20 protein-coding genes are annotated in these 24,937 nt (G+C 66.7%); 10 read left to right on the plus strand and 10 right to left on the minus strand.

The window, feature by feature from the left end; genetic code table 11:
• Positions 1-2: 2 nt before the first annotated feature.
• The 6 genes from LCL87_RS03270 (at position 3) to LCL87_RS03295 (ending at position 8,996) form a co-directional block, all read left to right on the plus strand.
• A complete protein-coding gene (locus LCL87_RS03270; RefSeq protein WP_225016595.1) occupies positions 3-1,148 on the plus strand; it encodes a phosphotransferase family protein in 1,146 nt (381 codons plus the stop codon).
• Entirely contained in the window at positions 1,133-2,245 is a 1,113-nt protein-coding gene (locus LCL87_RS03275; RefSeq protein WP_225016597.1) for an Rv3169 family protein, read from the plus strand. The genes LCL87_RS03270 and LCL87_RS03275 overlap by 16 nt, the downstream gene beginning before the upstream one ends.
• Positions 2,246-2,291: 46 nt before the next feature.
• Positions 2,292-3,905, plus strand: coding sequence for an ABC transporter substrate-binding protein (locus LCL87_RS03280; RefSeq protein WP_225016599.1), 1,614 nt, complete (start codon positions 2,292-2,294; stop codon positions 3,903-3,905).
• A gap of 177 nt (positions 3,906-4,082) precedes the next feature.
• Positions 4,083-6,344 (plus strand): 5-methyltetrahydropteroyltriglutamate--homocysteine S-methyltransferase, encoded by a 2,262-nt coding sequence (gene metE, locus LCL87_RS03285; protein ID WP_225016601.1) that lies wholly within the window; start codon positions 4,083-4,085, stop codon positions 6,342-6,344.
• Positions 6,345-6,536: 192 nt separating this feature from the next.
• Positions 6,537-7,988 (plus strand): Ig-like domain repeat protein, encoded by a 1,452-nt coding sequence (locus LCL87_RS03290; protein WP_225016603.1) that lies wholly within the window; start codon positions 6,537-6,539, stop codon positions 7,986-7,988.
• A 162-nt stretch (positions 7,989-8,150) separates the two neighbouring features.
• Positions 8,151-8,996 (plus strand): siderophore-interacting protein, encoded by an 846-nt coding sequence (locus LCL87_RS03295; protein WP_225016605.1) that lies wholly within the window; start codon positions 8,151-8,153, stop codon positions 8,994-8,996.
• Positions 8,997-8,999: 3 nt separating this feature from the next.
• Here the strand turns inward: LCL87_RS03295 and LCL87_RS03300 are convergent, their stop codons facing one another.
• Positions 9,000-9,923 carry an NAD(P)-dependent oxidoreductase gene (locus tag LCL87_RS03300; RefSeq protein ID WP_225016711.1) on the minus strand — a complete coding sequence of 308 codons (924 nt, stop codon included), beginning with the start codon at positions 9,921-9,923 and terminating at the stop codon, positions 9,000-9,002.
• Positions 9,924-10,005: 82 nt separating this feature from the next.
• Here LCL87_RS03300 and LCL87_RS03305 point away from each other — a divergent pair, with 82 nt between their 5' ends.
• Positions 10,006-11,403, plus strand: a complete 1,398-nt coding sequence (locus tag LCL87_RS03305) for an outer membrane protein assembly factor BamB family protein (protein ID WP_225016607.1) — start codon at positions 10,006-10,008, stop codon at positions 11,401-11,403.
• Between the two features lie 6 nt (positions 11,404-11,409).
• Here LCL87_RS03305 and LCL87_RS03310 read toward each other — a convergent pair whose 3' ends face one another.
• Entirely contained in the window at positions 11,410-12,834 is a 1,425-nt protein-coding gene (locus LCL87_RS03310; RefSeq protein WP_225016609.1) for a short-chain fatty acyl-CoA regulator family protein, read from the minus strand.
• Between the two features lie 171 nt (positions 12,835-13,005).
• On the opposite strand from LCL87_RS03310, the gene prpD reads away from it, so the two are divergent.
• The 3 genes from prpD to LCL87_RS03325 are packed head-to-tail and all read left to right on the plus strand — an operon-like array spanning position 13,006 to position 16,566.
• A complete protein-coding gene (prpD, locus tag LCL87_RS03315) occupies positions 13,006-14,508 on the plus strand; it encodes a 2-methylcitrate dehydratase PrpD (RefSeq protein ID WP_225016611.1) in 1,503 nt (500 codons plus the stop codon).
• Position 14,509: 1 nt separating this feature from the next.
• Positions 14,510-15,448 (plus strand): methylisocitrate lyase, encoded by a 939-nt coding sequence (gene prpB / locus LCL87_RS03320; RefSeq protein ID WP_225016613.1) that lies wholly within the window; start codon positions 14,510-14,512, stop codon positions 15,446-15,448.
• A complete protein-coding gene (locus tag LCL87_RS03325) occupies positions 15,445-16,566 on the plus strand; it encodes a bifunctional 2-methylcitrate synthase/citrate synthase (protein ID WP_225016615.1) in 1,122 nt (373 codons plus the stop codon). Before prpB ends, LCL87_RS03325 begins: the two co-directional genes overlap by 4 nt.
• A gap of 230 nt (positions 16,567-16,796) precedes the next feature.
• On the opposite strand, the gene LCL87_RS03330 is transcribed toward LCL87_RS03325, so the two are convergent.
• The 8 genes from LCL87_RS03330 to LCL87_RS03365 all read right to left on the minus strand — a co-directional run bounded on the left by LCL87_RS03330 (position 16,797) and on the right by LCL87_RS03365 (position 24,845).
• Positions 16,797-17,822 (minus strand): methionine synthase, encoded by a 1,026-nt coding sequence (locus tag LCL87_RS03330; RefSeq protein WP_225016617.1) that lies wholly within the window; start codon positions 17,820-17,822, stop codon positions 16,797-16,799.
• A 26-nt stretch (positions 17,823-17,848) separates the two neighbouring features.
• Positions 17,849-18,820, minus strand: a complete 972-nt coding sequence (locus tag LCL87_RS03335) for a putative oxygenase MesX (RefSeq protein WP_510850687.1) — start codon at positions 18,818-18,820, stop codon at positions 17,849-17,851.
• Between the two features lie 232 nt (positions 18,821-19,052).
• Positions 19,053-20,006, minus strand: coding sequence for a LysR family transcriptional regulator (locus tag LCL87_RS03340; RefSeq protein WP_225016621.1), 954 nt, complete (start codon positions 20,004-20,006; stop codon positions 19,053-19,055).
• Between the two features lie 175 nt (positions 20,007-20,181).
• Positions 20,182-20,979: an ABC transporter ATP-binding protein gene (locus tag LCL87_RS03345; protein ID WP_225016623.1), complete on the minus strand. Its 798-nt coding sequence runs from the start codon at positions 20,977-20,979 to the stop codon at positions 20,182-20,184.
• Positions 20,976-22,016: an iron chelate uptake ABC transporter family permease subunit gene (locus LCL87_RS03350; RefSeq protein WP_225016625.1), complete on the minus strand. Its 1,041-nt coding sequence runs from the start codon at positions 22,014-22,016 to the stop codon at positions 20,976-20,978. The genes LCL87_RS03345 and LCL87_RS03350 overlap by 4 nt, the downstream gene beginning before the upstream one ends.
• Positions 22,013-23,065, minus strand: a complete 1,053-nt coding sequence (locus LCL87_RS03355) for an ABC transporter substrate-binding protein (protein ID WP_225016627.1) — start codon at positions 23,063-23,065, stop codon at positions 22,013-22,015. Before LCL87_RS03355 ends, LCL87_RS03350 begins: the two co-directional genes overlap by 4 nt.
• 71 nt (positions 23,066-23,136) lie before the next feature.
• On the minus strand, positions 23,137-23,892 hold the full coding sequence (locus LCL87_RS03360; RefSeq protein ID WP_225016629.1) for a class I SAM-dependent methyltransferase: 756 nt from the start codon (positions 23,890-23,892) through the stop codon (positions 23,137-23,139).
• A complete protein-coding gene (locus LCL87_RS03365) occupies positions 23,889-24,845 on the minus strand; it encodes an ABC transporter substrate-binding protein (protein ID WP_225016631.1) in 957 nt (318 codons plus the stop codon). The genes LCL87_RS03360 and LCL87_RS03365 overlap by 4 nt, the downstream gene beginning before the upstream one ends.
• Positions 24,846-24,937 lie beyond the last annotated feature (92 nt).

Raw genomic sequence — 24,937 nt, forward strand, 5'->3', positions numbered from 1 at the left:
CGATGACCACCAGTTCCGCTGTGCCACATGGAGTGAACACCGACGTCACGACCACCGCCACCGACGTCACGACCCTCCACGACAACCTCGAGCACTGGATCCGCACCCGGCTCGCGGCGCCGATGGCGCAGGTCTCCGACCTGCGCAAACCGTCTGAGTCCGGGATGTCGAGCATCTCGGTGCTGTTCACCGTCGAATGGGACGAGGGCGGGACGTCACACCGGGCCGACCTCGTCGCGCGGCTGGCACCCGAGACCAGCGCACTCCCCGTGTTTCCCGGCTACGATCTCGAACGCCAGGCTGCCGTCATGCGTGCCGTGGCCGCCCACAGCACGGTGCCGGTGCCCCGAGTCCGATGGATCGAACCGTCACCCGATGTCCTGGGGCGACCGTTCGTCGTGATGGACCGGGTCGAGCGCCTGGTCCCGGTCGACAATCCCCCGTACGTGTTCGGCGGCTGGATGCACGAGGCCACCCCGGGGCAGCAGGATGCCCTGCAACGCGGCTCCGTGGAGGCGCTGGCGGGTATCCATTCAATTCCCGATCCGCTGGCGCTGCTGCCGGAACTGGGTGGCGGTACAGCCGGCGATGCGCTGCGCCGCCACGTCGACAACGAGCGCGCGTACTACGAGTGGACGAGGCAGGAGGACGGGCTGCGGATCCCGTTGCTGGAGCGAGGGTTCGAGTGGCTCGAGGATCACTGGCCGGACGCCCCTTCGGAGCCCGTGCTGTGCTGGGGCGACTCCCGCATCGGCAACATCATGTTCCGCGACTTCGTCCCCGCCGCGGTCCTCGACTGGGAGCTCGCGGCACTCGCTCCCCGCGAAGTGGACGTCGGTTGGTTCATCTTCTTCCACAGGATGTTCCAGGACATGGCGGAACAATTCGACCAGCCGGGGCTGCCCCACTGGTTCCGCCGTGAGGACGTGGTGGCCCGGTACGAGGCGTCGACCGGCGTGGAACTGCGCGATCTCGACTTCTACCTCGTGTACGCGGCGGTCCGCCACGGCATCATCATGTCCCGCATCAAGCGCCGGTCCATCCACTTCGGTGACAGCGCGGCCCCGGCCGATCCCGACGAGTACGTCCTGCACCATCACATGCTCCGCAGCTTGATAGATGGCGAATACTCATGGGAGGCAAAGTGAACCCGGATCCGCTCGACGAGTACCCCATCCACCAGTCGCCGCTGTCCATGGCGCGCGTCGCCAGCAGTGACCGGAACTTCTACGACCGGTACTACTTCAACGGACACGATCGCACCGGCGACATCTTCCTGGTCAGCGGGTTCGGCGTATACCCGAACCTCGGGGTGCGCGACGCGTTCGTCACCGTGCGGCGTGGCCGGAGCCAGCGGTCCGTGCGGTTCTCGGATGCCCTCGACGCCCGCTCCTTCGATGTCGCAGTGGGCGGGTACCGGCTCGAAGTCGTCAAGCCGCTGCAGACGCTCCGCTTGATCTGCGACCACCCGGATCTGTCGGCCGACCTCGTATGGGAGGGCGCTTTCCCGTCGGTCCTCGAGGAACACCACGAACTGATGGCCGGCCCACGACCCTCGCTCGACGCGAGTCGTTTCGCCCAGGTCGGCAGCTGGTCCGGAACCCTGAGCGTCGACGGCACGGAGTTCGCTGTCGACCCCGCGGTGTGGACGGGCGCCCGGGACCGGTCGTGGGGAATCCGCCCCGTGGGTGAGCGCGAACCGCTCGGGCGGATGGCCGACGAACCGGTCGGCGGATTCTGGTGGGCCTACGTCCCGCTGAGGTTCGACGACTACGCGCTGATGATCATCGCCCAGGAGGGCCCGGACGGTCACCGGACGCTCAACCACGCGACCCGCACCTTCTCCGACGGCCGGGTCGAGCAGCTCGGCTGGCCGCGGTTCGAGATCACATACCGCAGCGGAACCCGCACCCCCGAAGCGATTCGCATCCACCTGACCACCGCAACCGGTGATCCGCTCGTGGTCGACATCGAACCGCGCGGTTTCGTCGTCCTGCAGATCGGATCGGGCTACGGCAGCGATCCGGACTGGAATCACGGGCAGTGGAAGGGGCGGGGATGGAGCGCCTCCTCGCTCTACGACCTGACCGATCCCGCACTCGCACCCCGGATTCCGCACGGAACCGTCGAGCACATCGCCCGAGCGACGTGCAACGGCGACGAAGGGTGGGGCATGTTCGAGCACGGCGTCGCCGGCCGTCACGATCCGTCCGGCTTCACCGACGGACGGGCGATGGCGCCGTAGTACCACTTCCCCCAATCACACAGTCTCGGAACGGAAGAAGGATCGAATGACACGATCGTCACTTGCCCGGTTCGGCAGAGTATTCACAGCGCTGGCCGCGGCGACGGTGCTGGTTGCCGGATGCGCGGGCGAGAGCTCCACCTCGGCGACCGACGCCTCCGACGTCACGACGGGCCTGGTCGGCGAGCAGGCCGACGGCGGCGACGCCGTGTCCGGTGGCACGCTGTCGTATGCGACGTACAACGCGGTGAGCAGCCTGGACCCGGCCGATCGGCAGGACGGCGGCGCGACCGGCGGCACCGAGATGGCGGCGATCTACGACGTGCTGATGCGCTACGACACCGCGACCAAGGAGTACCAGCCGCAGCTGGCGCAGTCGCTGACACCCAGCGGCGACAACACCGTCTGGACGCTGAAGCTGCGCGACGGGGTGAAGTTCAGCGACGGCACCGCGGTGGACGCGGCTGCGGTGCGCTGGAGCATCGACCACTACCTCGAGAAGAAGGGCACCCACACGCAGGTGTGGAAGGTCTCCGTCGACAAGGTGGAATCACCCGATCCGTCCACGCTGGTGTTCACGCTGAAGCAGCCGTGGAACGAGTTCCCGATCATGTTCACCACCGGACCGGGCATGATCGTGGCCCCGTCGTCGATGGCGAGCGGCACCTTCGCACCCATCGGCGCCGGCCCGTTCACGGTGGAGAAGTTCGCTTCCCAGAACGAACTCTTGTTGGCAGCCAACCCGAACTACTGGGACGGGAAGCCGAACCTGGACAAGCTGCGGTTCCCGGCGATCGTCGGCGAGCAGGCCAAGCTCGACGCGCTGCACAGTGGCGGCATCCAGGCCGCCTACCTGCGTGCCGCGGACGTCGTCAACAACGCCCTCGAAGCCGGGGACGTCGGCTACGTCTACACCGCCAGCATGGGCAGCGTGCAGGCACTGAATCAGCGTGAGGGACGGGCCGCGTCGGATCCGCGGGTGCGCGAGGCCATCGTCAAGTCGTTGAATCCCCAGACGTTCACCGATCGCGGTGAGGGCGGGTTCGGTATGCCCGGCACCGACATGTTCCAGTCGTGGTCGCAGTGGCACGGTGACGTGGCCGGACCGGGATTCGACCCCGAGGCGGCCAAGAAGCTGCTGGCCGAGGCCAAGGCCGACGGCTACGACGGCAAGCTCACCTACGCCGGATTGAACGAGCCCGGCGCCCAACGACGAGCGCTCGCGATCCAGTCGATGCTGCAGGCCGTCGGCTTCAGCGTCGACATCGTCTACAACAGCGGCATCAACGACCTCGTCAAGATGATGTACGCCAAGCACGACTTCGACCTGGGCGAGTCCGGATTCAACGTCCTCGACGAATCGCCGTTCATGCGCATGTACGGCAACCTGGCGAGCACCTCGACGTCCAACGTCCTCGGCTACCAGAACCCCGAGATGGACGTCCTGCTCGGCAAGCTGCAGTCCGCGTCGAGCGACGACGACCGCCGCAAGGTCCTCGAGGACATCCAGACCCTCGTGAACGAGACGAACCCGATGATGGTCCTGGGCGCCGGCAAGTACTTCATCCCGTGGAGCAAGAACGCGCACGGCATCACCCCCAACGCCGACGGCATCATGCTGTTCGGAAATGCTTGGCTCACTCCGGATTCGGCGTCGTAGAACCGGCCGAACCCGAGCTCACTCGATCCTCGATCGGGCGGACCCCACCGCAGGGTCCGCCCGATCGGCGTTTCCGAGGGGCCTATGCTGGACGGTGGGCGGGCGCACACCCAGGGCTCGTTTACGTTCTCGTCTGCCGGCGGTGACCATCCGCGCTGTGAGCAACTGGAGAACGACGTGACATTCGTTTTCACCGCAACCGTGCTGGGCTCCCCGCGCATCGGGCCCCGCCGCGAGCTGAAGAGGGCCGTCGAGGCCTACTGGGCCGGGAACCTCGACGCCGCCGCACTCGAGGCGGTCGGCAAGGAGCTGCGCCGGCAGACCTGGGCCGAACTGACCTCGGCCGGGATCGATTCCGTTCCGGTCAACACCTTCTCGTACTACGACCAGATGCTCGACACCGCCGTCATGCTGGGCGCACTGCCCGAGCGGGTCGCCGGGATCGGGAACGACCTGGACCGCTACTTCGCGGCCGCCCGCGGCACCGCCGACGTGACGCCGCTCGAGATGACGAAGTGGTTCGACACCAACTACCACTACTTGGTCCCCGAGATCACCGCCGCGACGACGTTCGCGCTGAACCCGGCGAAGGTGCTGGCCGAGGTCGCGGAGGCCCGCGCCCTCGGTGTCCCGGCCCGCCCGGTGGTGATCGGGCCGGTCACCTTCCTGCTGCTGTCGAAGTTCGACGACGGCGCGCCCCTGGATCGCCTGGACGGGATCGTGCCGCTGTACGCGGATCTGCTCGCCCAACTCGCCGACGCGGGCGTCGAATGGGTGCAGATCGACGAACCGGCACTGGTCGCCGACCGCACCGATGCCGAACTGGCGGCGACGCGGTCGGTGTACGACCGCCTGGCCGCGCTGAACCACCGCCCGGCGATCCTGGCCGCGTCGTACTTCGGCGACCTCGGCCCGGCACTGCCGGTGCTCACCTCGACCGGAGTCGAGGGCATCGCCGTCGACCTGGTCGCGGGCAGTCTCGACAACGTCGTCGCGACACCGGGCATCGAGCGCAAGCACGTCGTCGCCGGTGTGGTCGACGGCCGCAACATCTGGCGCAACGGGCTCGACCGTTCGCTCGACTCCCTCGAAACCCTGAGGGAGCGTGCGGGTTCGGTGGCGGTGTCGACGTCGTGCTCGCTGCTGCATGTCCCGTACACGCTCGACGGCGAGGACGGAATCGACCGCGCGCTGGGCTCGTGGCTGGCGTTCGGTTCCGAGAAGATCGGCGAGGTCGCCACCCTCGCGACCGGCCTGCGTGCGGCACGCGACGCGATCGCCGCCGAGCTGTCCGAGACACGCGCGGCAGCGGCCAGCCGCGCCGCGGACCCGCGCCTGCACGACGACGCGATTCGTGACCGCCTCGCGGCCCTGACCGCAGCCGACCGCACGCGTATCCCCGCCGCGGAGCGTCGCGTCGTACAGGCGAACGAGCTGCACCTGCCGCCGCTGCCGACCACCACGATCGGCTCGTACCCACAGACCACCGCGATCCGGGTGGCCCGCGCCGCGCTGCGCAAGGGCGAGATCGACCAGGCCGAGTACACCCGCCGCATGCGCGCCGAAATCGCCGATGTCGTTGCACTGCAGGAGGAGCTGGGCATCGACGTACTGGTCCACGGCGAGCCCGAACGCAACGACATGGTGCAGTACTTCGCCGAGCAGCTGGACGGTTTCGTCGCCACCGCGAACGGCTGGGTGCAGTCGTACGGCTCCCGCTGCGTCCGTCCGCCGATCCTGTTCGGCGACGTGCGCCGAACGAAGCCTATGACGGTCGAATGGTTCTCGTACGCACAGTCGCTCACCGACAGGCCGGTCAAGGGCATGCTCACCGGACCGGTCACGATCCTGGCGTGGTCGTTCGTGCGTGACGACCAGCCGCTCGCCGAGTCGGCCGATCAGGTCGCGCTCGCGATCCGGGACGAGACGATCGATCTGGAGGCCGCCGGCGCGAAGATCATCCAGGTGGACGAGCCGGCGCTGCGCGAGCTGCTGCCGCTGCGTAAGGCCGACCAGCCGGCGTACCTGGACTGGGCGGTGGGCGCCTTCCGGCTGTCGACGTCGGGCATCGCCGACTCCACCGCGATCCACACTCACCTGTGCTACTCCGAGTTCGGTGAGGTGATCGGGGCGATCGCCGGGCTGGACGCCGACGTGACGTCGATCGAGGCGGCCCGTTCGCACATGGAGGTGCTCGACGACCTGAACGCCGTCGGCTTCGACCTCGGTGTCGGGCCGGGTGTCTACGACATCCACTCGCCGCGGGTGCCGTCCGTCGACGAGATCGCCACGTCGCTGCGCGCGGCCCTGAAGGCCGTTCCCTCCGAGCGACTCTGGGTCAACCCGGACTGCGGCCTCAAGACCCGCGGCCCGGTCGAGGTGGAGGCGTCGCTGCGCAACCTCGTCGAGGCGGCCCGCGGGGTGCGTGCGGAGATCTAGGAGACCGAGTCCGGTATCGCGGCCGTTGTCGGGCCGGGATACCGGACTTCGCCCCCGATCCGAGCGGTTCGTCGGGCGAATTTCGAGCGAATTCGGGTCCGTATCCGAGTCTGATGCCGTAGCGTCGGCCGAGATCTCGTCTTGGATATGTGTCCACCTGACGGCCCGGGGTATCTGAGAAGGAGTTCGACAGTGTCGAGGAACAACACCTTACGACGACTGGCAGCGGGCGCCGGCACCGCGCTGCTCGGCATCGGCTTCGCCGCCGCGTTCGGAGTCACCACCGCCCAGGCGGCACCGGTCAGCAAGTCGACGAACTCCGGCGACTGGACGTTCAATCGAACGATCAGCAACGGCACCCCGGCCCCGGGCGAGACGATCACCGTCACCAATGACATCCGCTGGAACGGTGGCCTCGCCCCCACCATCAGCGCACTCAAGGACATCCACCCCGCCTGCCTGACCTACGTCCCCAACTCCTCACGAGTCGAAGGCAAGGGCACCGGAACCACCACCCCCAACGCGACCACGGTGAGCATGAACGGATCCTGGATCCGCAGCGCCGTCGACCGCAACATCAGCTACACCGTCCAGTACACCGTCGGCGCGGACTGTGCCCGCGACACCGCCCTGATCACCGGCGCCGGAGTGAACTCCAACCAGGGCCTCGGCTCGACCAACACCAACACCGGACCCAACGTGTCGGTGACCAAGGACGCGACCCAGACCACCGTCGCGGTCGCACCCGCGCCCCAGGCGACTCGGGCCTCCACCCTGACGGCGACCGTGTCGAACAACGCGACCGGCGCAGTCGAGTTCTACAACAACGGTGCCGTTGTCGGTACCAGCAACGTGGCGAACGGCACCGCCGTCTACTCCTGGATTCCCGCAGCCGGCCAGGGCGGGGAGGCCTACTCGATCACCGCCAAGTACCTCGGCGACGCCACCAACGCCGTGTCGACGTCGACCGCGAAGACCGGCATCATCGCCGCTGCGCCCACTCCACCGGCCGCTCCGACGAACGTCACCGCCACCCCAGGGTCGGTCATCGCGGGCAACGAGGTCACCGTCTCCGGCAGCGCCGAACCCGGCTCGACCGTGAAGGTCACCGCGGGCGACAAGACCTGCACCGCGACGGCCAACCAGTCCGGGGCATTCCACTGCAACATCATCACCACCACTGTCGGCACCATGAGCATCACTGCGGTGGCGACCAACGCCGTCGGCCCGTCCCCCGCCTCGGCTGCGGCGACGGTGACGGTCACCGCTCCGCCGGTCGGCAATTCGGCCCTCGTCGTCGACCCGATCTCGCCGACTGCGGGTACCCCCGCGACGATCTCCGTCGTCGGTGCCGACGCCAACTCTCATGTGGTGATCAAGAACGGCGGCGACACCGTCTGCACCGCGACCGCCGATGCGCACGGGACGGCCAGCTGCACCTGGACACCGACCGAGGGCACCCACACCCTGACCGCCGAGACGACCAGCAACAGCGTCTCGACCACCATCACGAAGACTGTCACCGTCGGTGCCCCGTCCAACCCGGGCGGCCCCGATGACGGAGGCAACGGCCCCGACGACGGCGGGAACGGCCCCTCGAGCGGTTCACTCGGTTCGCTGTCCGGCCTCTTCGGATCTCTCTGACCCCAGGACCCGCGCGAAGCGAGCCCCCACCGAGACACATCTCGGTGGGGGCTCCGCTCGTTCGCAAGGGTCTGCACCTCCGGCCCATGAGGCCGGGGTGCGATCGAACCGTTTGTTATGGCAGGCTCACCTAATCAGTTCTGTCCGTTCGGGAGGAGTGCCATGACCGCGCCACTGGAGTTCCAGCTCGTCGAGGTGAAGTCGACGCGCCTGATCACGCCGCACATGGCCCGCATCACCTTCGTCGGCCCCGACCTCCACCGCTTCGTGTCGGTCTCCCCCGACCAGCAGGTCAAGCTCTTCTTCTCCCGCACCGACGACGCCCCGGAGGTCCCGCCGCGCCCCGAGGACGGCGACATCATGACGTGGCACCGCGCCTACCTCGCGATGCCCGACGACATCCGACCGTGGCTGCGCGCCTACACGATCCGCGCCCACCGCCCCGACGTCGCCGAGATCGACATCGACTTCGTCCTGCACGGTGACGAGGGCCCGGCGTCGGCGTGGGCGGGGCAGGCACGGCCCGGACAGCTGATCGGCATGCTCGGGCCGTCGCCCAGCCACTACGCGACCGTCGGCGAACACGACTGGCAGTTGCTGGTCGGCGACGAGACGGCACTCCCGGCAATCGCAGCGAATCTCGAGGCGCTGCCGGACGGTGCGCGCGCCCTCGCTTACATCGTGGTCCCGAACGCCGACGAGGAGCAGGACCTCGTCACCTCCGCCGGCATCCGGGTGCGGTGGATCCACCGCGACAACCAGGGGTCGGACGCGCTGCTCGACGCGCTGCGGGCCTCGGACCTGCCCGACGGGCGGGCCTTCGCCTGGATCGCGGGCGAGGCCGGGATGGTCCGGGAGGTCCGCCGGCACCTGGTGAACGAGCGCGGCATCGACAAGAAGGCCATCGCCTTCACCGGGTACTGGCGCCGCGACCTCACCCAGGACGCCGCCCCGACCGCGGACGACGTGGCCGACGTGCAGGAGGCCCAGGCCGCGGCCGTGGGCTGACGGCTACTCCCCGGCCAGTCCGGCCCGCCGCCGGGTGGCCTCGGTGATCGCGGACCAGTCCTGGTCGGCCTGCCCGTGGGCGAGCGCGTCGAGGAACAGGTCCTCGAGCACGCTGCCGAACGGCAGGCCGACGTTCGCGTCGTGCGCCTGCGCCAGCGCGAGCCGGACGTCCTTGAGTCCCAGCGGAAGCCGGAAACCGGCGGGCTCGTAGCGGCGCTGCGCGATCATCTTGCCGTAGCCCTGGTAAACACCTCCGGGGAACAGGCTGTCGTTCATGATCTCCATCAACAGTTCGGGTGAACCGCCGACCTTCTCGGCCACCGTCGTGGCCTCTGCCATCGCCTGGATTGCGTTGGCGATCAGATAGTTTCCGAGAATCTTGACGACGTTGGCCTGCTTGGGGTCGTCACCGATCCGCCACGTGCGACGCCCGATCACCTCGAGCAGCGGCGCCACCCCGTCGACCGCGCCCGGGTCCCCCGCGGCGAGCACGGTCAGTTGTCCGGCCTCCGCCACCTCCGCCCGCCCGAACACCGGGGCGGCAACGTAGAAGATGCCGCGCTCGCTCAGCGCCGCCTCCGCCTGTCCGGACATTCCGGGGCTGACCGTGGCCAGATTGACATGCACCGAGCCGGGTTTCGCGGCCTGCAGCGACGGCGCCGACAGCACCGAGTCCGCGAAGGCGCGGTCATCGGCCAGCGAACTGAACACGACGGACCGGTGCAGCACACCTGCGAGGTCGGACGCCTCGGACGCCCCGTAGTCGACGACGTCGGCCGCCTTGCCCGGACTGCGATTCCACACCGTCACGTTGTAGCCGGCGCGGGCGAGATTGCGCGCCATCGGGCGCCCCATCGTGCCCATGCCCAGAAATCCGATGTCCACGTCAGGCTCCTCGCGGTCGGGAACGCGGTCACACGGTTCGATCCACTGTAACGCGCTGCCACCGGCATGAACGCGCCGTGACGCGTTTGACCGACAATCCCGGTTTGTCGGTTACGGTCGACCGATGCTGCCTCGCCTGAAGGAACACTGGAAGCTCGTGGCGCTCGGGGTCGCACTGTCCGTCGCGCTCGGGACGATCGCGGCCAGCGTTCTCGTGAACCGTTCGAGCACAGAGCCTTCCGAGCACGAGCAGAACACGGTCGACATGTCATTGAAGGAGCGGCCCGAGCCCGCATGGGCGCTCGACATCCCTCGACTCACCGGCAACCCCGGCGACGTGCTGCTCGCGATACCGCAGACCCTCGACTCCTACTACGGCTATGGCGGACTGTTCGATGCCGGAGACATCCTGCTCGCGGCGACCGCCTACCCACTCCCCGCCGAGGAAGGGCGTTCCGGCCGCCCCGTCGGCGCGGTCACATTGACAGGGCTCGATCCGGTGACTGGTTCCGCCAGATGGAGTACCCGAGTCGGCAACGTCGGACAGTGTCTCCAGGAGACGGGGCAACCTGTCATCGCCTGCTGGGAACGGCGGCGGGTCACCTTCGTGGACATCGCCACCGGCACTCTGTTGTCCGAGATCGGGACAGATTTCGATCTGGGCGGCGCCCGGGTGTACGGGGAGACCGTCTATGTGTCGGGTTCCACCACGGTTGGCGGGGCGACGACATCGGTACTGACCAGTGGAACCGTCACCGACATCTCGGCGAACTTCCGGCGCACATTCGATGTTCACGGTGACGGCGGGACTGCCTACGCGACCCCGGACACCGGCACGATCATCACACTCGAGCGCGGACGTCCGGGAGACGCCCAGTACACATACACGGTCTACGACCTCGAATCCGGCACAGAGCGATTCGCATTCGCAGGGGACTCACTACAGCAAGTAGGTGACGGGCTCTTCCTGACCAGTACGGGCGCGCGTTCCGGGACGGTAGGCACGCAGGAACTCCGCGCCGCCGACGGAACCGTGATCCGTGCAGTCCCCATTCCGGTGTACGTTCCGTCCGACTACCCGAGCAAGACGTCGGCGACGCTGCCGCTCTTCCTCGGCGACGGCGCGTACGACCCCGCCACCGGTGCGGAACTGTGGCGTAATCGGGCTCTCGTCGACGAGGGGTCCGTCCAACGGAGTTCCACGCTGTCCGCCGTTGTCGGGCACACCGTGGTGGTCACCTCGGCGGACTCACGCACGATCACGGGACTCGATCTGGAATCCGGCCGACAACTGTGGCAGACCCCGTGGCAGGACGCGTACTGGGTGCGGGGCGGGACAACCGACGGTGAGTACTTCGTCTTCGGCGACAACACCGGCACGCACTCGATCCGGTCGAGCGACGGAAAGATCATGTGGTCCATGCCGCTGCCCGAAGGCGCAGACCCGCGGGAAGTCGTCGTGTCGAATGCCGCAGGGAGCCTGATGGTGTCGTGGCGCGACCAGTTCACGATCTGGCGATGACTGCCGTCACGACGCCGGCGGATACGGCAGCCGACTGCTGAAGTCGACGTCCACGCGGACCGGGCGGCCGATCTGCGGAAATGCCCGCTGCGCGCAGGTCGTCCGCTCGCAGATCTTGCACCCGGCGCCGATGGGCACCGGGGACATCTGCTCATCGAGACGGAGGCCGCGCGAGTAGACGAGTCGATCGGCATGGGTGATGTCGCAACCGAGACCGATAGCGAAGCTACGTTCCGGCGTCCCGTACGGGCGGGCGCCGTCGTCGGTGGTGCGGGCGATCCACAGGTAGGTGCGGCCGTCCGGCATCTGCGCCACCTGGGTGACGATGCGCCCCGGGGTGCCGAAGGCGTCGTGCACCACCCACAGCGGGCAGCTGCCGCCGACGCGGGAGAAGTGGAATGCCGTGGCGGACTGCCGCTTCGAGATGTTCCCCGCCCGATCGGTACGGACGAGGAAGAACGGCACCCCGCGCCGGTTCGGACGCTGCAGCGTCGAGAGCCGGTGGCAGACCGTCTCGAAGCCCACCTCGAACTGCAACGCGAGCATCTCGATGTCGTAGTGCAACCGCTCCGCCGCATCGAGGAACTCGGTGTACGGCAGCAGCAGCGCCCCCGCGAAGTAGTTCGCCAGGCCGATCTTCGCCAGTTCCCGCGCGTTCTCGCTGAGCCCGGTCGCCGCCTCGAGCTGCCGCTCGATCACCGCCGACTGTGTGAGAAACGCCAACTGCGTGGCGATCTGGAAGGCGCGCTGCCCCGGCGACAGGTGCCGCGACAGCGTGAGGACCCGATCGGTCGCGTCGTACACCCGTTTGGGCCCGGGCCGGTCCGGCGGATCGGTGCGCAACCGGACGACGATGTCGTGCTCGGATTCGAGCAGCGCGGTCAACTGCGCGTCCAGCGAACCGACGCGAAGACCGCCCTCGACGAACAGCCGCTCCGCGGCGTCGTCCAGCTCCGCGATGTGATTGTGCTTGTCGTAGAAGAAGTCTCGCACCTCCTCGAACGGCATCGGCGTCCCGTCGCCGACGCCCGCAGCCGCGGGTGTCGCCAGGTGGGCGCTGAACTGCTCGAGCTGCTCGGTCGCGGCCTGCAGCCTGCGGTGGACGCCGACCAGCGCGTGCCCGATTTCCGGCATGCGGGCGACGAACTCCTCGATGGTCGACGCGGACGGCGTCGGAGTGCCGAGGGTCGTCAACACGTCCTGCAGGTCGGCTGCCAGGCGCGCATCGGACTCCGCGGCGAAGAAGTGGGCGTCGAGGTCGAATGTCGTATTGAGCTTGAGCAGCACGGGCACCGTCAACGGCCGCTGGTCGTTCTCGAGCTGATTCACGTAGCTCGCCGACAGATCCAGGATGCGTGCGAGCGCGAGCTGCGTCAGACCACGCTCCTCACGTAGCCGGCGCAAGCGCGGACCGCCGTAGATCTTCTGCACCCTCGTGTCCTTCCACTCGTCCCCACTCAAGCACAGCCGACGCCATTCGCACCATTCGCAAACCGGGCCGATTCACACCACAAAAGTACGCATATTCAGGCTCTTTACCGTCGATACGGGCGTGCATACGCTGCGAACACAGCAGCACCGGCTACATCGGAGGACACAGCGTTGAAGACACATCCCGTTCGTACCCGCCTCTCTGCGGAGAACTTCCCCAAGCACGAACACCTCGCGTGGAAGATCGCCGAGATCGCGACCGACCCGGTCGAGGTGCCGGCCGACACCTCGGAGATGATCGTCAACCGGATCATCGACAACGCGGCCGTCGCGGCCGCGTCGGTGACCCGTCGTCCCGTCGCGAACGCCCGCGCCCAGGCGCTGGCTCACCCGTACGGCCCGGGTTCGACGGTATTCGGTGTCGGTGGCACCTACTCGCCCGAGTGGGCTGCGTGGGCCAACGGTGTCGCCGTCCGCGAGCTCGACTTCCACGACACGTTCCTCGCCGCCGAGTACTCGCATCCGGGTGACAACATCCCGTCGATCCTCGCGGTCGCGCAGCACACCGGCCGCGGCGGCGCCGACCTGATCCGCGGTCTGGCCACCGGCTACGAGGTCCAGGTGGACCTGGTGCGCGCAATCTGCCTGCACGAGCACAAGATCGACCACGTCGCCCACCTCGGCCCGTCCGCAGCGGCCGGCATCGGCACGCTGCTCGGCCTCGACACCGAGACGGTCTACCAGGCCATCGGTCAGGCTCTGCACACCACCACGGCGACGCGTCAGTCCCGCAAGGGCGAGATCTCCAGCTGGAAGGCGTACGCACCGGCGTTCGCGGGCAAGATGGCCGTCGAGGCCGTGGACCGCGCGATGCGCGGCGAGGGCGCTCCGTCCCCCATCTGGGAGGGCGAGGACGGCGTCATCGCGTGGCTGCTCGGCGGCCCGAACGCGGAATACGCTGTGCCGCTTCCCGGCCCGGGCGAAGCGAAGCGTGCGATCCTCGACACCTACACCAAGGAGCACTCCGCGGAGTACCAGAGCCAGGCTCCCATCGACCTGGCCCGCCGGATGCGCGAGCGCATCGGCGACCTGGACCAGATCGCGTCGATCGTGCTGCACACCAGCCACCACACCCACGTCGTGATCGGCACCGGCTCGAACGACCCGCAGAAGTTCGATCCGTCCGCAAGCCGTGAGACGCTCGACCACTCGGTGATGTACATCTTCGCCGTCGCGCTGCAGGACGGCACGTGGCACCACGAGCGCTCGTACGCCCCGGAACGCGCGCAGCGCCCCGACACGATCGAGCTGTGGAAGAAGATCTCCACCGCCGAGGACCCGGAGTGGACCCGCCGCTACCACTCGACCGACCCGGACGAGAAGGCGTTCGGTGCCCGCGCCGAGGTCACCCTGAAAAACGGCGAGGTGATCGTCGACGAGCTCGCGATCGCCGACGCCCACCCGCTCGGTGCCCGGCCCTTCGCTCGCGACCAGTACATCGCGAAGTTCCGCACCCTCGCCGAGGGCGTCGTCGCCCAGGCCGAGCAGGACCGCTTCCTCGACGCGGCACAGCGCACCCCCGAGCTGAAGGCCGGCGAGCTGAACCAGCTGACCTTCACGGTTTCGGACGACGTTCTCGCCCGCTCCCCCAAGTCGCCGAAGGGACTGTTCTGACATGACCGGTCTCATCGCCGCTTCCACCTCCGCAGCCGACAAGCGCATCGCTTTCCGCGCGGGCCTGTCGTCGGGCAAGATCCAGCGCCTGCCCGGTGCGATCAACCCGTTGACAGCCAAGCTGATCCAGGAGATCGGTTTCGAGGGCGTCTACGTATCCGGTGGCGCGTTCTCCGCCGGTCTGGGACTGCCCGACATCGGACTGACCACGCTCACCGAGGTCGTCTCCCACAGCCGGCAGATCGCCGGCGTCACCGACCTGCCGGTACTCATCGACGCCGACACCGGTTTCGGTGAGCCCATGTCGGCGGCCCGCACCGTCCTGGCCGCCGAGGACGCCGGCATCGCCGGTCTGCACCTCGAGGACCAGGTCAACCCCAAGCGCTGCGGCCACCTCGACGGCAAGGCGATCGTGCCGACCGACGAGATGGTCCGTCGCCTGCGCGCCGCCGTGACGGCTCGGCGGGACCCGAACTTCGTGATCTGCGCCCGCACCGACGCCGCCGGTATCGGTGACATTGATGCCTCCGGCAAGGTCGGCATCGACGCTGCGATCGAGCGGGCCAAGGCCTACGCGGACGCCGGTGCCGACATGATCTTCACCGAAGCCCTGCACACCGAGGCGGACTTCGCGAAGTTCCGCGCCGCCGTCGACATCCCGCTGCTCGCGAACATGACCGAGTTCGGCAAGTCCCAGCTGATTCCCGCGCAGACGCTCGAGGAGATCGGCTACAACGCGGTGATCTACCCGGTCACCACGCTGCGGCTGGCGATGGGTGCAATCGAGCGCGGTCTGCGCGAGATCCACGAGACGGGCACGCAGGAGGGTCAGCTCGACCAGATGCAGACCCGCTCGCGGCTGTACGAACTGCTCGAGTACGAGCGCTACAACGAGTTCGATTCCGGAGTCTTCAATTTCACGCTCGGAGGGAACCAATGACCAATGCAGTCCCGACGATCTACAAGGGCCTGGCCGGCGTCGTCGTCGATACCACCGCGATCTCGAAGGTCGTCCCCGAGACCAACTCGCTGACCTACCGCGGCTACGCGGTCCAGGACCTGGCGGCGAACTGTAGCTTCGAGCAGGTCGCGTACCTTCTGTGGAACGGCGAACTGCCCTCGGACGCACAGCTCGAGCTCTTCTGCCAGCGTGAGCGGGCCGGCCGCCGTGCGGACCGGTCGTTGCTCTCGCTGGTGGCGAAGATGCCGGACAACTGCCATCCGATGGACGTGGTCCGCACCGCGATCAGCTTCCTCGGCGCCGAGGATCCCGAGGAGGCGAACAACTCTCCGAAGGCCAACCGCGAGAAGGCGCTTCGAATGATGTCGGTGCTACCGACGATCGTCGCCGCCGATCATCGCCGACGCCACGGCCTGGACCCCATCGCGCCGCACAGCCACCTCGGGTTCGCCGAGAACTTCCTGAACATGTGCTTCGGCGAGATCCCTGATCCGGAGATCGTCAAGGCCTTCGAGGTGTCGCTGATCCTGTACGCGGAGCACAGCTTCAACGCATCCACCTTCGCCGCCCGCGTGGTGACCTCGACGCTGTCGGACATCTACAGCGCCGTCACCGCCGCAATCGGAACCCTCAAGGGACCGCTGCACGGCGGCGCCAACGAGGCGGTCATGCACGACATGATCGAGATCGGCGAACCCGAGCGCGCCGAGTCCTGGATGAAGGACAAACTGGCCCGGAAGGAAAAGGTGATGGGCTTCGGGCACCGGGTCTACAAGAACGGCGACTCGCGCGTCCCGACGATGCGCCAGGCCTTCTTCGACGTCGCCGCGAAGACCGGTGGCGAGAAGTGGGTCCGGATGTACGAGATCCTCGAGCGCACCATGAACGAGGCCACGGGCATCAAGCCCAACCTCGACTTCCCCACCGGGCCCGCGTACTACCTGATGGGCTTCGACATCGAGGTCTTCACACCCATCTTCGTGATGAGCCGCATCACCGGATGGACCGCGCACATCATCGAACAGGGCGAGTCCAACGCCCTGATCCGACCGCTCAGCGAGTACACCGGAGTGCCCCAGCGCTCGGTGGTGGCCTGAGCCCACGATCAGCGCCCCGGGGTTTGGTCATTGGCATCACCGTCTCCTGCACCCCGGGGCGCTCCCCTTTCTGAATCACCCGACAGTGCGGTTCACAGTGCTGTCCCGCGGGTGGCGTAGCCGAGATTGGTGAACACCTCAGGGGGTCACTCACGACTTTTCCGGGCCCGGGGATAACCCCGCAGTGGCGATGTCACACGTTCCCGGGTGCCGCCGAGGCGGCGCAGTCGCTAGGACAACTCACTTCGCAGAAGTTCGGCCCCAGCAGCGAGCGCGACCATCTTGTCTCGTGCGACGCGTCGGCCCAGCGGCGCCATACCGCAATTGGTACTCGGGTAGAGCTTGTCGGAGTCAACGAACGGGAGAGCGCGACGAAGGGTTGCGGCGACCTCTTCGGGCGTTTCGATGGCGTCGCTCGCCACATCGATCGCTCCCAGCATGACCTTCTTGCCCCGAAGCAGTTCGATCAGGTCGCCAGGTACCCGCGAATTGTGACTCTCCAGCGACACGATGTCGATCGACGACTGCTGCAGCAGTGGAAACGACTCTTCGTACTGGCGCCACTCGGCCCCGAGCGTTGCCTTCCAGTCGGTGTTGGCTTTGATGCCGTAGCCGTAACAGATGTGGACGGCAGTTTCGCAGCTCAGCCCTTCGGTCGCACGCTCGAGCGCCGCCACGCCCCAGTCCTTCAGTTCGTCGAAGAACACGTTGAACGCGGGCTCATCGATCTGGATGATGTCGACGCCGGCCGCTTCCAAGTCCTTTGCTTCTTGGTTCAGGATGGTCGCGAACTCCCATGCGAGCTTTTCGCGACTCTTGTAGTGGTCGTCGTAGAGGGTGTCGATCATCGTCATTGGGCCCGGGAGGGCCCATTTGATCGGCTGGTCGGTCGCTGCTCGAAGGCGCGTCGCATCTGCTGCGAACACTGACTTTTCGCGGCTCACCGCGCCGACAACCGTAGGGACACTCGCGTCATAGCGGTCACGAATTCGGACCGTCTCGCGCCGGTCGAAGTCGACGCCGCTGAGGTGCTCGATGAACGTGGTCACGAAATGCTGACGCGTCTGTTCACCGTCGCTGATGATGTCGAGCCCGGCACGACGCTGCTCATGTGCTGCGAGCGTCTGGGCGTCGAGCTTCCCTTCGCGTAGTTCGTCGTCTCGCAACTTCCACGGAGACCAGAGCTTCTCTGGCTCCGAGAGCCACGAGGGCTTGGGCAGGCTACCGACAATCGAGGTGGGCAGGAGTGTGTTCATCTCTGGAACCTTTCGGTCTCGTACGGTCAGGCGGATTGCTTGGTAGCCCACTGTTCGAGAACAGCGCCATACGGTTTCAAGAGATTCACCTCGGTGAACTTTCCCTGTGTGGTCGCGAGTTGTGTGCGTTCAACACGGTCGTAGCTCACCTGCGGAAGTGAGTAGTTGCCGTTGTCGAGACTCGGCTGGTACACCTCCGACGCCCCAGTGTTCGCGTTGTAGATCTCGGGACGATAGATCTTCTGAAACGTCTCCATCGTCGCGATCGTTCCCGCGAGAGCGAGGAACGAATAGTCGTTGAGCAAGTCACCGCGGTGGTAGAAGGCCAATGGAGCGACGGATCCCCGAGGCATGAAATAGCGAACCCTGAGCCCCATCTTCCCGAAGTACTGATCGGTGAGCGACTTCTCATCCGCCACGTACTCCACCCCTAGAATCGGGTGGAAATTCGTGAGCCGGCGGTACGTCCTGGACGTCGAAACACTGATGCAGATCACTGGTGGCTGCGAGAAGCGTTCGCGATACTCGTCCGATTCAACGAAACGCTGAAAGACCTGTCCGTGCAGATCGCCGAAGTCGCTGGGGATTCCCGTCGCTTGATGCCCCGGGAGTCGAACGCTGAAATCGTAGTCGCGAATGTACGAGGAGAAGTTGTTTCCGACGATGCCCTCCGTGCGGGCGCCCGTGGTGGTGTCGACGATGTCGACGTCGAGCACCTCGATCACCGGGAACGCGGCATCTTCCCCGACCGACGCGAGATGCAGGTCCACAGAGACGATGTCGAGTTCGAGTGCGTAGCGGTCACCACGCGGATTGTCCCAGTGCACCAACTCGTTGACACGGGTGTTCATCATCGTCACCGCGTTGCGCAGATTCTGCCGGCGATCCTCGCCGCGTGCGAGATTCGCGAAGTTCGTCGTGCTGCGCGAATTGGTTGACGGGGTGTAGTCCTCATCAAAGCGCGTCGTGTCAATGCTGAAGACACAGTCGTTCGTCATGCTGACAGTTGCCCCAATCATGTGCGGTGAGTGCAGCGACGAGCGCGTCACCGCGCGGTTCACTGCCTGAGTTCTCGCAGCACTTCGGGCCGAATATCCCGATGGTCCACGGCCGATCTTTCAGGCCGAGAACACCCGGGAGGCGATTATCCGAAGTGGCGTGGAAGTCAGTGTAAGTAGACCCGCAGCCATAGCCTAATTACCTAATTTGATGGCTGGACATAGCCACTGCCTATGCCAGCAGATCGACTCCGAACCCCGAAACGACGTCGCGCATCTCCGCCACGAATCGCTGAGCCTGGGCGGTCAAGGGCGTCGAGGCATGACCGATCCAACCGATCTCGATGCGCTCGTCCACGTCGAGCGGCACAGCGACGATGGACGGATCGAGATCGTCCGAGATGATGCCGGTAGAGATGGTGTACCCGCCCAGACCGATCATGAGGTTGAAGATGGTCGCTCGATCGCTCACCCGAATGTCCTGCTTCGACGACCGGGTGGAGAGGATCTCTTCAGCGAGGTAGAAGGAGTTGTTCACGCCCTGGTCGAACGTGAGCCGGGGCAAGTCTTCAAGATCACTCAGCGTCACACTCTTTCGCCCTGCGAGAGGGTTCGTGCGGGCGATGAAGATGTGCGGCGACGCCAGGAACAGCGGCGTGAAGACCAACCCTGCTTCGCGAATCAGCTTGTTGATCACATTTGCGTTGAACTCGTTGCGATAGAGCACACCGAGCTCACTTCGCAGCGTGCGAACATCCTCGATGATGTCCCACGTGCGGGTCTCTCGAAGACTGAACGCATACTCCGCGGCCTCGGACCCCTTCACCATGCGGGCGAAGGCGTCGACGACGAATGAGTAGTGCTGAGTTGACACGGCCAGGAGCCGGCGCGAGGGCCCGCGGCCCAGATACCGCTGTTCCAGGAGTTCTGCTTGCTCGACCACCTGGCGCGCGTAGCCCAGAAATTCCACCCCGTCTTCGGTGAGCGTCACCCCCCGGGTCGAGCGAACGAAGAGCGTTCGTCCCAAGCGACTTTCGAGGTCCTTCAGCGCGGCCGACAGGGTCGGTTGCGCGACATAGAGCAGGTCCGCCGCGGCACTGATGGATCCTTCGGCGGCCACCTCCACGAAGTATCGCAACTGCTGAATGGTGATTCCCCGCACCGTTCCCGCGATGTCCCGTGCCATTGCAAAAACCTATCGCATTTGTACACCTCGCCGACGCTGCGGATGACAGAACCCGCTCCGACTTTCAGTCGATCCGAGCGGCACCCCGCGGACGTGCTCATCCACGAAGCCCCGCGGAGATGCCACGAGAGCACGCGGCCGGCTGGTGCTTACCGGTGAACCGAGTGCGAGACCGTCACGTCGTCCGTCCGCGCGAGGCCGCGAGATGCCCAGGACTCCTGTGGAACTGGACGGACGGCACTCGGTCCGGCCCCGCGGAGACCGTGGCGTGGACGTTGTAGACGTCACTCACGAGATCCTCGGTGAGGACGTCCACCGGCCTGCCTGCCGCGACGATCCGCCCCGCCTGCAGCACCACCAGCCGATCGCAATACATCCCGGCGAGATTGAGGTCGTGCAGCGCGATGTAGCTCGTCATCGGCAGCCCAGCAACAAGTTCCAGGATCTCGAGCTGGTGCTGGATGTCGAGGTGATTGGTCGGTTCGTCGAGCAGTAGGTGTTCGGGTTCCTGCGCGAGCGCTCGGGCGATCTGCGCGCGCTGACGCTCGCCTCCGGAGAGCGTGTGCCACGCGCGACGACGCTTCCCGAGCATGCCCGTGCCGGCCAACGCCTTCTCGATCGCCGCGTCGTCGGAGGCCGGATCGGATCCGAATACTCCGCGATGAGGAATCCGGCCGAGCCGGACCACGTCGAGTACCGTGACGTCGACATCGGTGTGGGCGTGTTGATCGACCATCGCAACTCGGCGGGCGACGTGCCGGCGTCGCACGGCTCGGATGTCCGCATCATCGAGGGTCACCCTGCCGGCATCCGGCGTCGCGATCCCCGCGAGAAGACGCAGCAGCGACGACTTGCCCGATCCGTTGGGGCCGAGGAGCCCGATGGTCTCCCCGGGTTCCGCGACGACGGTGACGCCGTCCAGCACGAGGTTGCCACCCCGACTCCAGCCGACATCTCTCGCGGACAGAGTCATTCGGTTCTCCTCATCCGGAACAGGATCAACGCGAAGGCCGGAACGCCGATCAGCGCGGTCACCACGCCGACCGGAATCTCCTGCGGCGCGAACAGTGTGCGAGCAATCGCATCCACCCACACCATGAAGATCGCACCGATGAGCGCTGTCGCCGGAAGAAGGCGACTGTGCCTGGGGCCAACCAGGAATCGTGCCGCGTGCGGAAGGACGAGCCCGACGAATCCGATCGCTCCGGCCGCACTCACCAGCGCCGCCGTGATCAACGCCGTCACGGTCAACAGCAGTATGCGAACGCGGCGTACCGAGATGCCCAGTGTCGCTGCGGAGTCGTTCCCGAAGGTGAACGCATCCAGCGCTGGGGCGTGGAACAGACACACGACGACGCCGATCAGACACGCTGCCGAACACAGCAGCACGTCGGTCCAACCGACACCGCTGAGAGAACCCAGCAGCCAGAACAGCACACCCCGTGTCTGCTCGGCATCGGCCGACGAGATGACTATGAACGAGGTCAGCGCCGAGAACAGCTGCGTCCCGGCCACACCCGCCAGTACGACCCGCGCGGTACCGCCGCCGGCACCTGCCGCCAGCAGCATCACCAGCGCGAACGACACGACCGCGCCGAGGAACGCACCCGCCGACAGCGAGACGATGCCGCCGCCGATGCCGAGAACCACGACCGACACCGCGCCGGTCGAGGCACCCGAGGAGATACCGAGCACAAAAGGGTCGGCCAACGGATTGCGCAGCAGCGACTGCATGATCGCGCCGCACAGTGCGAGACCCGCACCGCACACCGCGGCCAACACCGTGCGCGGAAGCCTCAGTTCCCACACGATGCCGTCCTTGATCCGGCTCAGCCCCGACTCGCCGATTCCCCAGTGCTCGAACACGACTGCATACACGTCACGCACGGAGAGATCGGCGGGGCCCAGCGTGATCGCGAGGGCGATCGACAGTGCCAACACCACCACCCCGGCGCCGTAGACGGCGCCGAGGAGTGGACGGGAATCGAGCCGGGCCGTCCGGGCCGTCAATTGGTCAGACCCCAACCGCGTAGCGCGTTCGAGACCTTCTCGATGCCGTCGACCGTGCGGATCGACGGATTCATGTCGGCGCCGTTGACCACGATGTACCGTTGGTCGCGCACCGCATCGGTGTTCCGGGTGACAGGGTTCGACTCGAGGAATGCGATCTTGCTGTCGAGGGCGTCGCCGTCGATGCTGCGTCGGCTCAGGTCGCCGAGTACGAGCGCCGTCGGATTGCGGTCTGCGACCGACTCCCAACTCACCTGCGGCCATTCGTCGGTCGTGTCGGCGAAGACGTTGGTCGCCCCGACCGCGCCGGAGATGATGCCCGACGATCCACAGCACCCCGCCATGTACGGCGTCTGGGTGTCGGCGAACCAGAACGCGAGCGAGACACCCGACGCCTTCACATCGGCGGACGCCTCGTCGAAGCGCTGCTGTAGTTCCGCAACGAAAGCCTCGCCACGTTCCCGGACGTCGAAGATCGCGGCCAGGTCCCGGATTTCCTGGTAGATCGATTCGATCTTCAGCGGCTCGGTGCGGGCACCATCCGCGTTGGACGCCGACGACGCGGCGCCGTCACAGCCGTTGTCGGTGGGAGAGAGATAGGTGGGCACGCCGAGGGTCTCGAACCTGTCGCGTCCCGCATCGCCGCCGTCGGCGAACGTCGAGGCGAAGGACGCTGAAACGAAGTCGGGTTCGGCATCGAGCACGACCTCGAGTGACGGCTTGTTGTCGGCCAGACGCGGGACCTTCGCGTTGTCGGCGGCGAGGTTCTCGCGGACGGGATCGGTCCAGGTGGCGGTGCCGACCATCCGGTGGGCGAGACCGAGCGACAGCAGGATCTCGGTGGACCCCTGGTTGAGGGATACCGCGCGCTGCGGGGGCGCGTCGATCGTCACCTCGCGGCCGCAGTTCTCGATCGTCAACGGGAAGGTGGACGCCGTGGACGCCGATTCCGTGGACGCGATGCTGTCGGTGGGTGAGGTACAACCGGCGAGGGCAATCGTGCCGACGGCAGCGAGGGCGGCGCCGATGCACCGAACGGTGGAACGCATGAAGAGACGAAACTCCTAGCTCGAGGCTCGCATTCGTGCGAACCGAGGATTCACGGGAACACGTGGTCCCGTCAGACGACGCCGTAGACGACGTAGTCGTCGAAGAGTTGCCACACGGTGCCGGACTCGGTGAACCCAGCCTGTCGGAGCGCTGCCAACTGGAACTCCACGGTGGTCGTGGGTGACGCGTCCCGCCCGGCGAACCGACGATCCCGCTCTTCCCGCAGGGAACCGATGTGCGGATGCGAGTCCAGCAGAGCCCACCAGGCGTCCCACTCGTCGGCGCCCTCGGTGAAACTGCGCTGCTGCGTTGCACTGTCGTGCCGCTTCGACCAGGAGGCGATGTGCCGCGTGCGTTCGTCGAACCGGAAGTGGTCGCCGTTGAGCAGGACGCCGCCCGGGGCCAGGAGGGACTTGGCCTGGCCGTACACGTCGACCAGTTCGGAGGGCGCGAGCCAGTGCAGCGCGGTCGTCGAGACCACCGCCTGAGGACGCTCGTCGAGGTGGTCGGCGACCCGGGTGGTCCACTGTGGGTCGACGAGGTCCGCGTCGACGAACCTGACCCGGTCGCCGTGCACGGCAAGGTGTTCGCGTGCGAGCGCGAGCAGCATCGGGTCGTAGTCGAGCGCCACGACACGGGCGTCCGGGAACCGCGACAGTATCCGCGCAGCGAGAGAGCCTGGGCCGCACGCGAGGTCGACAACAGTGAAGGCTGTTCCGACCGCGAGTTCGAGTGCGTCGAGTATCGCCGCGAACCTGCCCTCGCGGTGCGCGATGTAGGCAGCCTGTTGACGATCCCAACGCTCGACCAGTTCGGTGTGGTTCATCGGACCACGCCCAGGTCACGAAGCCCCGCGGCGAGCTGCTCGACCCCCTGGATGTTCCTGATCGAGGGATCCATCGCGGTACCGCCGATGACGATGTAGCGCTTGTTGCGGACGGCAGTCAACCGGCTCGCCACCGGGTCGGATTCGAGGAACCTGATCTTCTCCTCGGCGCTGTCACCATCGCCACCACGGCCTAGATCCGCGAGTACCAGCACCGTCGGATCACGGTCGAGCACACTCTCCCAACCTATTTCGGGCCACAGCTGACGATTGTCCGCGAAAGCATTCTGTGCTCCGATCTCCCGGGTCATGATCCCGGGCGCACCACAGCACCCCGCAATGTACGGAGTCTTGGTGCCTGCATACCACCACGCCAACGTCACGTTCGACGCGTCGAGTCCACCGGCCGCCGTCTGCGCACGCCCTCGCAGCTCCGCGATCAGATCGTCACCGCGGTCTTGCACGTCGAAGAGGGTCGAGACGTCTTCGATCTCCTCGTACAGATCGTCGAGGGTCAACTCGGCCGCCTGGACGGCGTCTTGGCCTCCGCATTCGCTCGGGGACTGATAGGTCGCGATACCCATGTCGGTGAACCGCTTCCGGTCGGCAATCCCCTCACCGGTGAAGGTGTAGTCGAACGTGCTGTAGACGAAATCGGGCTCACGGTCGAGAACTGCTTCGAACGACGGGAACTCGACGTCGAATCTGTGCACCCGCGACGCTGCCTGTTCCAGTTCGGGAAGCACGGAATCGTCGCTGTAGGCGAGGCCCGCCATCCGATCCTCGAGCCCCAGGCTCAGCAGCAGCTCCACGGCAGGTTGATTCACGGCGATGGCCCGCTGGATCGGCTCGTCGACGGTCACCGTCGTCTCACAGTTGGTCAGGCCCACGGGCGCCTGCGTCGAGTGCTGTGCCTCGACATCCGACCCGCCGCATCCTGCGGCGCCGAACACGGCCAATACCGCTGTCGCTCCGGCGATTCTCCGGACACGTCTATGCATCACACATCAGCTTCCTGCGGACGCTGCACGCGAGCGGTCCGCAC

The sequence above is a fragment of the Prescottella equi genome, from assembly GCF_020171745.1.
Lineage (GTDB): Bacteria > Actinomycetota > Actinomycetes > Mycobacteriales > Mycobacteriaceae > Prescottella > Prescottella equi_A.